Genomic DNA, 14,692 nt, shown 5'->3' with positions numbered 1-14,692 from the left:
GGATATTCTGATCTATATATTGCTGATTGTACCCATTCTACCTGCTTGCATTTACAAAATTATGTCGATCTACATATACTCCCCATTAAAGCAGATTACTGTATCATGAAAAATAGCTCTTTTAGAAAGTGTTTTGATATCGAAATTCTTCATCGGATTATACCCACACGATTACAAGAAATAGGGGCGTATATGTGACGGTAATTCGTGAATAATCGCATCCACCTTGTTTTGCGGGTAATACAAATGATGTTTCCCTCGGTGAAGCCCACTGATGGAACGGACAATGTCAGATACTTCTGACAACTCACGTAAATTGTCCTGTCGATCCAGAAGAAGAATCTGCTTATCTGTGGATTCATCCGGACGAAACACATCATACGGATTATCCGAAGGAAAATCAATTTCAAGATCATATTCGGGATCGAGACCAGCCTGTACAAAAGCTTCCCGAATCTCTTCCATCATTGTCAAGTCGACCTGTTCAAGCTCTACATACTTATATAACTTGCGATCCATAAAACGTTCGCATAACTCACTCAGAACAGTATCGTCCTCCTTGCGCCACTGCGTAAATGCCGTCTGAATTAATGCTTCATCCAACTGCAAATATTCATCTACGGATAATTCTCCTTCAAATAGTTGAGGGAGTGGATCAATCATGAAGCGGAATTGAAAACCATGCTGTATGAGTGTTTTCGCTCGCTTGAATATTTGCCGCAATATAATTTCAGAACTACGAGTCACCGGATGGAAGTAAATCTGCCAATACATCTGATACCGAGACATTAGGTAATCCTCCACAGCATGCATGCCTGACTCCTTGACTACAATCCGCCCATGATAAGGACGCAGCATCCGAAGGATACGATCAAGGTCAATCGTGCCGTAATTTACACCTGTAAAATAGGCATCCCTGAGCAAATAATCCATTCGGTCTGCATCAAGCGGACTGGTCACCAAGTTCACCACAATCGGCTTTTCATACGTTTTTTGAATGACAGACGCTACTTTGTCAGGAAAATCAGGAGCATACCGTCTTAAGATCGCCCCTACTTCGGTATCACCTGTAATAATGCGACAAGTCCAATCTTCGTGATTCATGTCAAAAGCTTCCTCAATGGAATGAGAGAATGGCCCATGCCCGAGATCATGAAGTAGAGCTGCACAAAGAGCTACAATCTTTTCTTCCTTCGGCCAATCCGAATAATGACTTCTTTCAAATTGAGAGATGATCTTGCGTGTGATCTCATAAACACCTAGTGAATGTGAGAACCGACTATGCTCTGCTCCGTGAAATGTAAGGTAAGAAGTACCCAGCTGACGAATCCGGCGTAAACGCTGAAATTCCGGGGTGTTAATTAACTGCCATATAACCGGATCTTGCACGTGGATATAATTATGTACCGGATCTTTGAATACTTTCTCTTCCGTTAAACGTTGTTCCATGTCGACTCACTCCTTTAATTTCTTTTATATTAACGCTTTGAACTCTACGATTCACCTAAGATTCGACACGTTATGACGAACTTTGTCGAATGAAGTAGTTTTGTCGTTTTCCAAATCGACAAAGCTGACATTGAGGTTTAAATGCGAAAAACAGCTTCCAATCCCTTACCACCAGTAACCTTGTGAAAAACAGCCTTAATTTTAAGCTAATTTTAAGGTTGACTGATTTGGGAATCGTTGGTATGATGAGTATCATAAAACATAAAATAATGTCGAATAATGACAATGATAGTTAGCTGAGAGGAGCACTGATTATAATGATGAAATCAACAGGTATTGTAAGAAAAGTGGACGAACTGGGACGGGTAGTTATTCCAATTGAATTGCGCCGTACGCTCGGTATTGGTGAAAAAGATGCTCTGGAAATCTATGTTGACGGCGAGCGCATCATGTTGAAAAAATATGAGCCTGCTTGTATCTTCTGTGGTAATGCAGAGAACGTTACTTACTTCAAAGGTAAAATTGTTTGTAACGAATGTATTTCCGAAATCCCTGCACCTGTGACAAAATAAGAAAAACCAGGTATACTGGACTTATCTAAATTGTTATTTCTAACCTTTTTAATATTCCTTAATGACCTTCCCGGTGTGAACCCCACCGCGGAAGGTATTTTTTTGCCTTGTTATGGGTTCCATTACCCAAAATAATTCTGTCACACGCGAACCGCGGAAGAGAACGATAAAATTTGTTTGGAATTTTTTTGAGCCACTCTGCTCTTTTTAATATTCCACTAAGGTTGGATATAAGCTTCTTTTCAAGTTATGTTCCCCACAACAGAAGATATTGGGTTAGATTACTGCTCGATTAATGCATTATATACATCACGCTTCGTCAGGCCGCGATCGGTAGCCGTTTTTTTCATTGCATCTTTGCGGTTATGTCCTTCACCCTCATAATGGCTGACATGATCGGCGAGTGACATGAGCTGCCACCATGCTTCGCGCTCAGCCTTACGCTCCTCTTCCTTAATGCCTTCTACCAGCAAACAGTACTCGCCAAGAGGCGGATGTTCTTCAAGCCAATCTATACATTCCTTCACAGTGCCCCTTGCGAATTCCTCATGACGCTTGGTTAGTTCACGAGCCAGGACAATCGAGCGATCACCCAGAATTTCTTCGAGGTGGACTAATGTTTTCCGAATACGGTGAGGCGATTCATAAAATAACAAAGTCCCGTTGGATTCGTCAAAAGCCTCCAGCACTTTTCGCATGTCCTTTTTCTCCCGCGGCAAAAAACCGCCGAATGTAAAACGCTCCGTCGGTAATCCGGACACGATCAGAGCAGACAACGCAGCGTTTGGTCCAGGGATGGGAATGACCGTTATTCCTGCCTCCAGTGCAAGCTGTACAAGGTCAGAACCAGGGTCCGAAATGGCTGGCAAACCAGCATCGCTGACAAGTGCCAAATTTTTTCCTTCTATTATATAGCGTATCAGTTCAGGTCCACTCGCCCCCTTATTATGCTCATGATAACTAAACAGCATCGAAGGTGTAATTTCAAAATGGGTCAGCAGTTTTCGGGTCTGGCGTGTATCTTCTGCTGCAATGATGTCACAACTCTGCAATGTCTTGATGGCTCGGAAGGTCATATCCTCCAGATTACCAATGGGTGTTCCAACCAGATATAGCTTGCCTGACCCTTCAGGTTGCTCCGCATAGCTTTTCTGAATATGCAAAGTCATCTAAAGCCCTCCTTTCGTAGTACGTTCAGCATGTTGCTGACCATAGTAAATATCCATAATCTCTTCGCAGTATTTCCCCTCTTCATTGTAGACAATGAGTGGAGGAAGCATCCTTACTTCTGGTTTACCATCTTTCATTCCTTCAATTAATACCATGTTGGCTTCCAGATGAGCACGGGGATGTACCATCCGAATCCGCTTTGGCTCCAGCTTATACTCGCGCATGAGCGAGATAATCTCTGCAAGTCGCTGCGGACGATGAACCATCGATACTTTTCCGCCATTACGTACAAGTCGACTGCAAGCCTGTATCACTTCTTCCAGGGTACATCCGATCTCATGACGTGCCATTGCCTGATGTGTGTTCATCTTGAGATCACTGCCATTCAGGGGCATGTATGGAGGATTAACCGTTATTGCATCGTAAACAGCATGTCCTGTTTCTTTTACCAGTTCTCGCAAATCACCTTCACGAACCATAATCGACTCATTCAATGCATTTAATTGCACACTGCGACGTGCCATATCAGCCAAACGTGGCTGAATCTCGATCCCTTCCAGACTAGCCTGCGTACGCGTTGTAAGCAGAATGGGAACCACCCCGTTACCCGTACACAAATCAAGTACACGACCCCGTTTAGGTACGGAAGCAAACCGGGCTAATAATACGGCATCCATCGAAAAACTAAACACTTCATCACTTTGAATGATTCTCAGATCATGAGAGAGCAGATCATCAATCCGCTCTGACTCATGTAACACAACTTCATTTGCTTTCATATGTTACGCTCATCCTCCGGTACTCTATATCTCATGTTCGTTTAGTTTAGGTTTATAACCTTGAAAAAAAACCGTAGGGGATCCCTACGGTCACTTCATTTATTCAAAAAAGACAGGCAGAACAGACAATCGCCTTCCGTCCGCAGATGTCCATAATAGACGTTGCAGATATGGAAGCCTTCGTGATACAACCGGGCCAGATTATCATACCCTTCACCCACAACATCTTCACCTGTAGCCGGACCTGCTGGTCTTGCTACGGGAGCGAGTGCTGAGGAGATCGGCAGATCTGCCGGAGCCTCACGTTTGAGCAGTTTGCGTAACTGCTCATTCTCGATGGTAAGCCGCTGATTATCCTCAAGCAGCTCCTTCACAATCATTTTTAACTCTCCTAAATCACCGTGCAACTGACCCAGTTGGGTTTCCATTTCATGAATGTGCGTAAACAGATTTTTCTTTTCCAAGTTTCCACCCCGAAGCAACCTTTATGGTTTACTTGATAACGACGTCATCCAGCGGAAGTTCTTTGACTTTACTGATGTCGAACAGTTGAACATGGACTGTGCGGCTACCGGCATTAATTCCGACAACTTTTCCTTCACCCAATGAGGTGACGACCAATTTGCCTACAGCTGGCAGTTCTTCTCTCACACTTTCATAGTTATCATGCTCAAATTTCAGACAGCACATGAGTCTTCCGCACAACCCTGAAATTTTCGTCGGATTCAGTGACAGGCTCTGATCTTTAGCCATCTTGATTGATACCGGCTCAAAGTCTCCCAGCCAGGAAGAACAACACAACACACGGCCGCAAGGTCCGATTCCGCCAAGCATCTTCGCTTCATCACGTACACCAATCTGTCTCAGCTCGATTCGTGTCCGGAATATGCTTGCCAGATCCTTGACCAGCTCCCGGAAATCAACTCTTCCTTCAGCTGTAAAATAAAATATAATTTTATTGCGATCAAACGTAAATTCCACATCGACCAGCTTCATTTTGAGGCCATGGTCTTTGATTTTATTTAAACAAGTACCGAATGCTTCCTTCGCTGCACGCTTGTTCTCATCAACCACACGGGCATCTGTCTCGCCCGCAACGCGGATGACTTTCTTCAGCGGCAACACCACATCGGACTCGCCCACTTCCTTCTTACCAACAACAACCTTACCGTACTCTACCCCCCGCGCTGTCTCCACGATAACGCAGTTTTCTTTCTCAATGGGAAGGTCCAGGGGATCGAAGTAATAAATTTTGCCCGCTTTTTTGAAACGGACACCCACTACACTGTACAAAAAATTAACCCCCTTGTAAGCCAACCCCACTTCGTCTGAAGCCCCGTCTTCTTAGGGAACCGGCCGAAGTTATAACCGTTTGCATATGATTGGAGCTAACTCTGCCCTCTCCCAGTCTTATGCCAAACCGATCAAAAATTGCTCCAGACAAAGCTGGCCATTGACGTTGAAACGCAATTTTTTTCTGCATGCTGCGGCCATATCCATATAGGAGACCCACTGCTCTGTGCTGCGGGTATGTGCCAACTGAGATAACATGTCTAACTGATCTATAAAAACGATATGTTCATGCCTATCGTACTGAACATACAGCATGTCCCTAAACCATAGATGGAACAAACTAAGCAACATGTCCAGATGTTCAGAGAGTCCGGTTTTAAAAAGCTTCTGCTGTGCAGAGATCAATGATGTACTTCCTCTACCCAGGGACTCCTTCCCTAATTGTAACATTACGTTTCTAATTTCTGCAAACCAATTCTGCTGGAGAATTTCTCTACATGCTTCCAATCCTGACGCTAAATGGACGGCAGAGCGAGCCAGATTGGCAGGGTGCCCTTCCTCGATCAGAGATTGCAGCATCTCTTCCGGATTCAGTGCGCTGAACGGCACCAATTGGGAGCGTGAGCGGATCGTTGGCAACATGGCCTGTCCATTATCTGTAATTAGGATGCCGACTGCTGGTACCTGCGGTTCCTCCAGAAATTTGAGCAAACTGTTTGCTGCCTGAACCGTCATTTTCTCGGCTTGTTCTATAATATATACTTTGGGATGACCTGCCTCTGATCGATATGAAAAGATACGCTGCAGATCCCGGATTTGATCTATTTTAATGTTGTTTCCATCTGGTGCAAGCATGGTTAGATCCGGATGGTTACCATGATCCACCTTACGGCATTCAAGACACTGCCCACAAGCGTCATCTTCAAGCTCTGTGCAGAATATTGCCTTGGCAAAGGTAATTGCCGTCTTCCGTTGCCCACTACCAGCTGGACCGCTAAACAAATACGCATGGCTTATTGCATGACGTCTCAAACTGCTTTGTAACATTTGCTTGGCCGCTTGTTGACCCATAATCTGTTGAAAGGACATACTTCCTCCTCAGAAGCTTAAATTAATAAGCATCCCCCGAATTTCGCCTACTTGTTGTAATAGAGAGATTTTTCCTTCTTCTGTATCCAGCAGTTCATCAGCCATGGATAACAGAGCGGAGTCGATTTCATCAATCAGCTTATAACGCTTGCCTCTGCCACGACGATCCCAACCCCTTGTCTCTTTCATGGATACACCGCGACGAACGGTCTCTTCCAGGAACCTTTTAACAAGTTGCTTATACGCCTTCAGTTCACGAATCGTCATGGAACGTGCCAAGCGATCTCCCTGAAGCTGGATTTCACTAAACCGGCGATTCAGTTCAGCTTGTGAGGCCCGTTCCCCCTGGTGATTCATCATATCAGAGAAATTTTTGGATTGGACCGGTTTGGAACCTGAATCAGTAGAACTGATCCCGCTCTGAATCGGTCTGAATCCAGGATTGATTTTCATGGATACGCCCGCTTTCTATCATAGATAGCCAATCGCCCATCAGCACAGTGCGCGTTGCGCCTGTGCGTGAGAATGAGGCTTTTATATATGCTGATCACACTATATATAATGGTAGATACACATCTACCATCAAGGATTTTTTCTTTGTAGTCAACCTCTTTCCGAAAGGAACCATTCCCCAGCTGGGAAATGCTCATCCGGAAAGAGTATGCTGATTCTTCTCGTCAAGAAAGGCGTTCCGTAAGTGGCACGCACGAACTCTGTTAACTCTTCTTGCATCCATCGTTTCCAACATGCTATCGATCATGAAGGACCCTCATGGGATCCATGCAATAGGTTTAATTAGAAATGTTCGAAGCGATCTACCGGGAGAACAAATACAGTAGCTCCACCTACTTGAACTTCAACAGGTAGCGGCAGGTAAGAGTCGGTTGTTCCACTCATCGGTGTGACCGGAGTCACGAGCTGTTCACGAACCTTACAGCTGCTGCGAATGACGTTCATTACGGATTCGACTTGACCATCATCGACACCGATCATAAACGTCGTGTTGCCTGCCTTCAAAAATCCGCCCGTACTGGCAAGCTTCGTTGCCCGAAAGTTTGCTTTGACCAATGCGCTGGATAATCGGTTGCTGTCTTTATCCTGTATAATCGCAACAATCAGTTTCATCCTGCATAACCTCCTTTAGAATAAGCACCTTTATCAAATGCCCTGTCTATATATTAGACAATTACTCGTCAAAATCCTTCAAAATCCCTGTCTCCAGCGACAAAATCATTGCTGCCAAGACATCCTCCTGCTTCATGGAAGCATCGATAACTCTGATCCGTTCCGGGAACTGCTCTTTTAATAGGAAGTAACCCTCTCGCACTTTACGGTGAAACTCCAGATTTTCCAGATCCAGACGGTTCACTTCCCGGCCATCATGAGCATCAATCCGGGCAAGCCCAACTTCAGGCTCAATGTCCAGATATAAGGTCACATCCGGCATGAGATCACCAATCGCAAAACGATTAATGGCCCATACATTCTCTATCCCGAGTCCACGGGCGTATCCTTGATAGACCAGACTGCTATCGACAAATCGGTCACAGATGACTGCTTTTCCAGCTCTCAGAGCAGGCTCTACTTTCTCCGCCAGATGCTGGCTGCGTGCAGCTGCATACAATAGCGCTTCGGTTCGAGCATCCATTGCCGTATGAAGAGGGTCCAGAATAATTGAACGTATTTTCTCCGCAATCTCAATTCCGCCAGGCTCTCGCGTAACTACGTAAGGTATACCCCGTTCTTCAAAATAAGAACCTATTCTACCGATCATCGTTGTTTTACCGGAACCCTCTCCCCCTTCCAGCGTAATGAATTTACCTCTGCCCTGCATATGCTTCCCTGCTTTCTATGTCGATAATTGCATCTATTGCTGCTGTAATTGAATATGCTTAGACCCTCTTGCTACAAGATATGATATCCCCCGCCCAGAGGTGTATAGCTACAGCTATATCGGTACGTATTAATAACACCAAGATCATACAAGCTTGTTTCTTTCTATCATACTATAGGTCAGCGGTTACTCCAACATGAACAACAAAGTAAAGCGTTCAACCGTAGATAATCCATACCCATAATGGAAGCATAATTGATCCGGCAATGGCACTGACAATCATGGAAACTGAACTGAGGGCCACCGCATTCTCTCCATATTCAAAAGACCTTGCCATACCGAGGGCATGAGATGCTGAGCCCAGTCCAATTCCATAGGCATGTTTACTGCGGACTTTGGCCCATTTCAACAGCATCGGCCCTAGTAATATCCCTGAGAAACCTGCAATCATCACAAACAGCGATGTGAATGAGGCATTCCCTCCAACCTGATTAGCGAGTTGAATAGCCACAGGAGTTGTCACTGATTTTGGCAATAAAGCGATGACCATCTCTTGAGGATAGCCAAGCAGAATGGCGATTAAAGCACCTGTGGAGACACCTGTAATACTGCCTCCGATCGTTCCACCCACAATTGGAATGATATTTTGCTTCAGCACATGCAGATGTCTGGACAAGGGAAAAGCGAGAGATACAACTGCTGGTCCCAAGAGCTCCTGTATCCATTTGCCACCCAGCATGTACGTATCCAGCTTTATACCGGAAATCACCAAGATCAGGATCAGTATGGCAGTTGTTGTGAGTACAGGCATAAGTATTGGCCATCTCAGCCTTTTATATAGACGAGTGGCTGGAATATATACAGCGATGGTTAGCGCGATCATTCCAATTCCGAGGATGAATGCTGACAAGTGATCGCCTCCTTTTTGCCTGAATGAGACGATCTCCATGTCATGAGCCACTCACTTAATTTGGCAGATATCAGACATGTGATTAAGGTGCTCACGATTAAACCAAGAACTAATAACAATGTGTTGGCTCTAAAAAAATCAAAATGATTAATGATGCCCACAGTTGGCGGAATAAACAACAATTGCAGATGAGATTGAAGCCACGTTGACCCTTCTTCTCCCCAGCTCATTTTGATCCATCCCAGTTGAATGCTGACAAACAATACTAACATGCCCACAATACTACCTGTTAACGGCAGATGTAATACAGCTTGAATCAAGTTTCCAATCCAATAAAAACCGTACATCAGCAAAACTTGCAGGACTATTCCTGTATATTTTTTTAGCGGAATACCCAAAGTGTTCCCTTCTTTCTTATGTCTATCTGTATAGGTTGAACTAGAGCGTGTCTTCAAACCTGCCGAAAGCCGGAACGTAACTGAACGCGTCTGGAGCAGAGCACGGAGCGGGAGCGCTAACGACCCTGTGACGTCTTATTCAGCGATTTGAAACGCCCGCAGCAATCTAAGGAATCTGAAACACGTTATATTGGAATAATCAGCCGTTTATAGCGTGTTTGTTAGATGATTTTGATTAATAACGTGTCTCAGGTTCCTTACAAAATAAAAGGAGAACTTAAAGGCTAGATAAGACGTCCTCGGTTCCTTAGAAAATCGTCTGGACAATTCGCCAGGCTCAGCAATCCTTGACTTCCAGATGTTGGACCCTGACATCCTTCAACGTATTGCATGCCTGAGTTTGAAGACACACCCTAGCAACTAAATTAATGACCAAGAGACCCTCACATATGTAGGGTCCAGTATCGCTATCCGTATTGGTCATATAGACTACCTATTGGTGAATGCAATTCAGTTTTTCATGTGTATCGTCAATTCTTCATGACCTTCAATACCTGTAGAGATGCATCGGATACCCCGTGAAACTTTGCTCCTTCATCGCGCAGGAGTTGTATACGTGCCACCATCGATGGACTTAGTCGTTCACCCGGATATACAAGCGGAATCCCTGGAGGATACGGGACTACCATCTCAGCTGATCGACAACCCACGCTTTCTTCTATCGGAACATTGACCGTATCCGTATCCACAATCGGTTGCAGCGTGAAGGAGATCGGTTCCGAGTAGCGAGTGTTTTCTTGTAAATTGTTCCACGTGGAAATATAATGCGCCGAACCTTTCGCAAGCTGATGAGATGACTCTGTATTAGATTGGACCTGCTCATGCCCATCGGCAGAGCTGATATGGTGTAAAGCCTGCAACAAGTGCTGAGCATCTTGCACCGTTGAGCCCAGGCTGAAGAGCAAGACGACGTACCGTTCGTCGCTCATCTCGGGCACACAGCCGCATGCTTCCAGCTGCTGCTGTAGCCCATAACCGCTCAGCACCCCTGCGCCGTCATAAATGACGGCCTTGAATGGGTCCTGAGCGGTATACCCCGCGGCAGATGGCTTCGCCGCCGCGGTCAGGCCCTCCCGTGTCTGCTGCGCAGCGGACACGGACATGCCAGCCGGCTTCGCTATTCCGGCTGGCGGTTCTTGCTGCAGCAACTGAAAGCGCGGCAGCTCCGCGAGGCCGCGCTTAAAAGCATTCACGGCGGCGAGTCCCGCCGTGAATGTGTTCGCGCCCTGCACGTGCAGCAGGCGGCGCGCCAGATCAAGCGAAGCCATCACCGGGTATGATGGGCTTGAGCTTTGCACCATAGCCAGGCGCTGCCTTAACAGGGACCGGTTTAAACGTGGTCCCTGAATGTGCAGCATGGCACCCATGGTGAAAGCCGTCAGCATCTTATGTGTCGACTGCACAACACCGTCTGCTCCGCATGACAGTGCAGAGGCAGGCAACTCCGGATGCTGCCCATAATGCGCGCCATGCGCTTCATCCACGAGCAGTGGCATGCCAGCGGCGTGGCATACCTCGGCTATGGGCGTTAAATCTGCGCCCATGCCGTAATAATTGGGCAAAGTGACTAATACACCCTTAGCCTCAGGGTAGGACTGGACAGCAGCCTGCACCGTCTCCACCGACGGCATGACCGCAAGTCCAGACACAGGATCGACCCACGGCTCCAGAAATACAGCCCTTGCGCCTGCCAGCATCAACCCGTGAATAACGGATTTGTGCACATTCCGTTGCACCAGTACAATACTGTCCGGCTCATCACACACGGTGAGCAGTAAGGACAGATTACCTGCAGTACTGCCTCCCACAAGGAAGAAACTCTCCTCAGCACCAAAACAATCTGCCGCAAGCTCCTGTGCTTCCTGGATCACACCTTCCGGATGATGCAAATCGTCGGTGCCCGTAATCTCCGTAACATCCATCTCCATCATCTCCAGGAATGAACGATCCGGTACCAGTTCTAATTCCGAGTGAGCCCCTTCAACGCTGAGTCGTTCCACACTCTCCAGATCAGCCCCATGTTCATCCACCGAACTGAAACGCTCTAACTTCTGGTTAACATTCTTTCCTCCATCATTCTGAATCTCACCGTTGTGCTGGTGTTCCTCATTAACGATATCCTTAACTGGAGGTTGCCCTGCTTCTGCTTGTTCTACCAAATGTCGATAAGCTTGTCCATTCTTATGCCCAGGCACATGAAAAGAACGCTGCTTCGAATCACGATACGCAAGCAACGCTTCATATAGAGGGGCACTACTTGATTTATTTTTATGATCCATGAAATAACCATCCTGTACATATATAATGTGCGCCCTATGCGCTTCAAAATGCTTCCTAATCCAAGGAACGCACTTCTTCCCCATCTCCTCCACACGCTCTACCGCAAATGATCTATACCATTATATCAGCATACGCCTTCCCAAGATGGCAAACAAGACAATCTCTCCTCTTAAAAACAGAAAAAGGCCCATTGGGCCTCTATGCACATCAGCATCGTTACAATGTGATGTTTCGCTTCTACTTCTATGAGCAACATTCATTATGCGTTTTTTTGTACCCAAATTTGCTTCATTTGATGAATAAAATAATTGTACTTGGCATCCTGCGCGTCGGTATGAACCATTTCTGCTTCACAAGTGTCACATATGAATTCAGATACAATAAAAATGCCTTCTCTTTTTCTTTGCTCGCAGATAATACATGTGTGTTCGGCATGTTCTTCCATGAACCATCCCACCTTGTTTTACGTTTACTATCAGTATTGCACAGTTTCTATTATTTTAAACATTTTCATAGTGCTTTCTTTCTATAAAATATATATATTCGCCCACCCCCTCTTGGGTGTCTGTACCGAAAAATACATTCATTCTCCCTACAAGAACATTCACTTGCTTATGTAATACAGTTATCCTACATTCCACCGCATTTACCTCTACATCACGCATCCCTTGGCCTGACTCAAACTTATATTCAATTTCCTTAAAAAAACTTGGAATCTCAGCCGATATATAATACATGATAACGATATCAAAGCCTGACAGTCCGTGTATTCGGGAGTATACTGAGATAAGCTCCGTCGAATCTCAATATCTTGTACAATCGTCATGGCGTGAGATACAAGGTTCATATATACATACATGCATGGTTCATTCCCTTTTACTCGTGTAAGAAAAATGAATACCCACTCCCACACAAACGTGAATCCGAAGGAGGATATATAATCGTATGATCGCCGAACCGGAGAATAAAGCAACATTTTATCAATACCGGCTTCTGAAAAAAAAGGCTATCGCCCGCAGTGTCATTTACAGCTATCTGTGTCTGCCGGTCATCATGCTCTTATTCAATCTACTTGCATTCTCCTGGACTGGCCTCTTCTTTTTTGTACTGGCAGGTCCAATCACCATTTGGATTCATTATGTCATCGCCAGAACGATATTACTGCTGGTCCGTACCTCTTACGCCAAACGCTGGCGCTGGAATATGCGTATGCCCTGGTTAGGTTATATCCCTGATCAGCATTTCAGCTTCCGTATGTTTGTCCGGGTACACCTTAACATGAGCTGGATTGGATTATGTATCATTACAGTATGTTTGATATGGTCGCCGTTATCCTTCACCCTCTCGCTGATCTTCTGGCATTTGTGGTTGCTGGGTCCTCGCTTGTATGTTGTAATGGTACTCTCCCGTGAGCGCAAAGATGGACTCATCAAATTGAATGAACAAGATGTTTCATACTATCTGCAATAACACTCCCTCGTTTATGCAATACTGAATGTACCTCAATTACCTGTAATACATAATCGCTGAGCCCTTCGAATAATCTGGTGCAAAATCATGATCGTGTATCGTTCAGTTGACTCAGCCTCACATGCTCAAATAAAGGTTATCCACAGTGGATAACCTTTATTTGTCGTCCCCTTCTTATCCCTTATCCACAGTATGGGTATAGTAAAATAAGTTATCCCCACTCGAGACTCCGTTCTTCTCCTCTTTGCCTGCGGCTGCTCGATATCCTCATAGCCCCAGATATCTCGTAGATCGTACATCTTTGAGCAATCTCTTGCTCAGTCTCAGCTCTATCTGCCTTCTAGCTGATTTCCATCAGCCGTTCATTACTTCAATACCTTTATACAACTTATATCACTCTCCTTCTATTTTTAACGCTCTACACTCCCCTATGCTTCAAGCACACACACCACCTATACATGTACGAAAGAAACTATTCCATTCCTTATGACCTCTGATCCACCATACGTCATAGGTTCTCCCATCTTACTAAACTACTTTGCTAAATAACAAAAAGCCCCCGATCAAGTACACGGGAGCTTTACTATATTATAAGGAACATCACAACGTTAATTAATCATATACAACCTTACCCGCAACAGCTCAATCGTCTTCAGCCAATGATTTAACTGTCGTTTGAGTAGCATCATTTCTAGGAACCATTAGTGTAAAGGAACCATCATGTACTGCTAAATGCACAGTATGTCCTTCCTTTGCAAATACACGCAAGGTACTGGATTCATTGGATGTACCCTTGGCTTGCCTCTCTGTCCAACCCCAGCTTTTAATCTCGTCTAGATATACCTCAGGCAAGCTAGTACTCTCACTAATACCAGACAGCGTATATCGAACATAATCCATATCCGAATTATTTTCAGACTGGTCAGATTTATTCGCTACTTTAGGCACCGGAAAACTCTTCTCGTTCACCGCACCTTCATATGAAGTCCATACAGATCCTGATGCTTCACCGCATCCTGCCAGAACAACGGTCAAACAAAGCAACAGAAATGATTGTAGTCCAAGTCTCCGCCAACTTAACACACACACCCTCCTTTTCACAGCTGCACATTCCAGCTCTGTGGTCAGGTACTTTTAGCATATTTAACATAGTCCTATTATACTGGTTTTGCCGCTGTTATCCGTAACAAAAATGTTACCTTCCAGTATCGATCATGTCAGAGCTTCCGCTCATCGTATCTAATCCTTATAAACAAATAAAAACCACCACCGAATAACATCGGCAGTGGTTCTTTGCTTGGCGGCGTCCTACTCTCCCAGGACCCTGCGGTCCAAGTACCATCGGCGCTAGAGGGCTTAACGGTCGTGTTCGGGATGGGTACGTGTGG

16 protein-coding genes and 1 rRNA gene are annotated in these 14,692 nt (G+C 45.3%); 2 read left to right on the top strand and 15 right to left on the bottom strand.

Annotated elements, in window-relative coordinates; all coding sequences use genetic code 11:
* Positions 1-171: 171 nt before the first annotated feature.
* Positions 172-1,449 carry an HD domain-containing protein gene (locus tag BLS69_RS30575; RefSeq protein ID WP_091039097.1) on the bottom strand — a complete coding sequence of 426 codons (1,278 nt, stop codon included), beginning with the start codon at positions 1,447-1,449 and terminating at the stop codon, positions 172-174.
* A gap of 317 nt (positions 1,450-1,766) precedes the next feature.
* Here BLS69_RS30575 and BLS69_RS30570 point away from each other — a divergent pair, with 317 nt between their 5' ends.
* A complete protein-coding gene (locus tag BLS69_RS30570; protein WP_024633700.1) occupies positions 1,767-2,021 on the top strand; it encodes an AbrB/MazE/SpoVT family DNA-binding domain-containing protein in 255 nt (84 codons plus the stop codon).
* Positions 2,022-2,302: 281 nt separating this feature from the next.
* Here the strand turns inward: BLS69_RS30570 and rsmI are convergent, their stop codons facing one another.
* From rsmI to BLS69_RS30510, 12 genes are all read right to left on the bottom strand, one after another.
* Positions 2,303-3,190, bottom strand: coding sequence for a 16S rRNA (cytidine(1402)-2'-O)-methyltransferase (rsmI, locus tag BLS69_RS30565; RefSeq protein ID WP_091039095.1), 888 nt, complete (start codon positions 3,188-3,190; stop codon positions 2,303-2,305).
* Positions 3,191-3,970, bottom strand: a complete 780-nt coding sequence (locus BLS69_RS30560; RefSeq protein ID WP_091039093.1) for a tRNA1(Val) (adenine(37)-N6)-methyltransferase — start codon at positions 3,968-3,970, stop codon at positions 3,191-3,193.
* Positions 3,971-4,065: 95 nt separating this feature from the next.
* Positions 4,066-4,434: a DNA replication initiation control protein YabA gene (yabA, locus tag BLS69_RS30555; RefSeq protein ID WP_017691386.1), complete on the bottom strand. Its 369-nt coding sequence runs from the start codon at positions 4,432-4,434 to the stop codon at positions 4,066-4,068.
* Between the two features lie 28 nt (positions 4,435-4,462).
* Entirely contained in the window at positions 4,463-5,263 is an 801-nt protein-coding gene (locus BLS69_RS30550) for a PSP1 domain-containing protein (RefSeq protein ID WP_053778939.1), read from the bottom strand.
* Positions 5,264-5,380: 117 nt separating this feature from the next.
* On the bottom strand, positions 5,381-6,352 hold the full coding sequence (gene holB / locus BLS69_RS30545; protein WP_076216771.1) for a DNA polymerase III subunit delta': 972 nt from the start codon (positions 6,350-6,352) through the stop codon (positions 5,381-5,383).
* Between the two features lie 9 nt (positions 6,353-6,361).
* Positions 6,362-6,805, bottom strand: coding sequence for a YaaR family protein (locus tag BLS69_RS30540; RefSeq protein WP_017691389.1), 444 nt, complete (start codon positions 6,803-6,805; stop codon positions 6,362-6,364).
* A gap of 342 nt (positions 6,806-7,147) precedes the next feature.
* The gene (locus BLS69_RS30535; protein WP_017691391.1) at positions 7,148-7,477 is read right to left on the bottom strand and encodes a cyclic-di-AMP receptor; all 330 of its coding nucleotides are present in this window, start codon (positions 7,475-7,477) and stop codon (positions 7,148-7,150) included.
* Between the two features lie 61 nt (positions 7,478-7,538).
* Entirely contained in the window at positions 7,539-8,186 is a 648-nt protein-coding gene (gene tmk, locus BLS69_RS30530; protein ID WP_017691392.1) for a dTMP kinase, read from the bottom strand.
* Between the two features lie 217 nt (positions 8,187-8,403).
* Positions 8,404-9,096, bottom strand: a complete 693-nt coding sequence (locus BLS69_RS30525; RefSeq protein WP_083657392.1) for an LrgB family protein — start codon at positions 9,094-9,096, stop codon at positions 8,404-8,406.
* Positions 9,066-9,494, bottom strand: coding sequence for a CidA/LrgA family protein (locus BLS69_RS30520; protein WP_091039091.1), 429 nt, complete (start codon positions 9,492-9,494; stop codon positions 9,066-9,068). Before BLS69_RS30520 ends, BLS69_RS30525 begins: the two co-directional genes overlap by 31 nt.
* Positions 9,495-10,024: 530 nt before the next feature.
* Positions 10,025-11,833, bottom strand: coding sequence for an aminotransferase class I/II-fold pyridoxal phosphate-dependent enzyme (locus BLS69_RS30515; protein WP_091039089.1), 1,809 nt, complete (start codon positions 11,831-11,833; stop codon positions 10,025-10,027).
* Positions 11,834-12,093: 260 nt separating this feature from the next.
* A complete protein-coding gene (locus BLS69_RS30510) occupies positions 12,094-12,279 on the bottom strand; it encodes a sigma factor G inhibitor Gin (protein WP_017691396.1) in 186 nt (61 codons plus the stop codon).
* Positions 12,280-12,779: 500 nt separating this feature from the next.
* Here BLS69_RS30510 and BLS69_RS30500 point away from each other — a divergent pair, with 500 nt between their 5' ends.
* The gene (locus BLS69_RS30500) at positions 12,780-13,304 is read left to right on the top strand and encodes a hypothetical protein (RefSeq protein ID WP_036606136.1); all 525 of its coding nucleotides are present in this window, start codon (positions 12,780-12,782) and stop codon (positions 13,302-13,304) included.
* A 642-nt stretch (positions 13,305-13,946) separates the two neighbouring features.
* On the opposite strand, the gene BLS69_RS30495 is transcribed toward BLS69_RS30500, so the two are convergent.
* Both BLS69_RS30495 and rrf read right to left on the bottom strand, forming a co-directional pair.
* The gene (locus tag BLS69_RS30495) at positions 13,947-14,387 is read right to left on the bottom strand and encodes a hypothetical protein (protein ID WP_017691399.1); all 441 of its coding nucleotides are present in this window, start codon (positions 14,385-14,387) and stop codon (positions 13,947-13,949) included.
* A gap of 212 nt (positions 14,388-14,599) precedes the next feature.
* Positions 14,600-14,692: ribosomal RNA gene (gene rrf / locus BLS69_RS30490) — 5S ribosomal RNA — on the bottom strand; the annotation flags it as partial.

This window comes from Paenibacillus sp. CF095, assembly GCF_900101225.1.
Taxonomy (GTDB): Bacteria; Bacillota; Bacilli; order Paenibacillales; family Paenibacillaceae; genus Paenibacillus.
This window is presented reverse-complemented; position numbering and strand designations above follow the sequence as displayed.

Bases quoted from the DNA above. Each gene is read 5' to 3' on its own strand.
- BLS69_RS30575 (WP_091039097.1), bottom strand. From the start codon at position 1,449: ATGGAACAACGTTTAACGGAAGAGAAAGTATTCAAAGATCCGGTACAT.
- BLS69_RS30570 (WP_024633700.1), top strand. From the start codon at position 1,767: ATGATGAAATCAACAGGTATTGTAAGAAAAGTGGACGAACTGGGACGG.
- rsmI (WP_091039095.1), bottom strand. From the start codon at position 3,190: ATGACTTTGCATATTCAGAAAAGCTATGCGGAGCAACCTGAAGGGTCA.
- BLS69_RS30560 (WP_091039093.1), bottom strand. From the start codon at position 3,970: ATGAAAGCAAATGAAGTTGTGTTACATGAGTCAGAGCGGATTGATGAT.
- holB (WP_076216771.1), bottom strand. From the start codon at position 6,352: ATGTCCTTTCAACAGATTATGGGTCAACAAGCGGCCAAGCAAATGTTA.
- BLS69_RS30540 (WP_017691389.1), bottom strand. From the start codon at position 6,805: ATGAAAATCAATCCTGGATTCAGACCGATTCAGAGCGGGATCAGTTCT.
- BLS69_RS30535 (WP_017691391.1), bottom strand. From the start codon at position 7,477: ATGAAACTGATTGTTGCGATTATACAGGATAAAGACAGCAACCGATTA.
- tmk (WP_017691392.1), bottom strand. From the start codon at position 8,186: ATGCAGGGCAGAGGTAAATTCATTACGCTGGAAGGGGGAGAGGGTTCC.
- BLS69_RS30515 (WP_091039089.1), bottom strand. From the start codon at position 11,833: ATGGATCATAAAAATAAATCAAGTAGTGCCCCTCTATATGAAGCGTTG.
- BLS69_RS30510 (WP_017691396.1), bottom strand. From the start codon at position 12,279: ATGGAAGAACATGCCGAACACACATGTATTATCTGCGAGCAAAGAAAA.
- BLS69_RS30500 (WP_036606136.1), top strand. From the start codon at position 12,780: ATGATCGCCGAACCGGAGAATAAAGCAACATTTTATCAATACCGGCTT.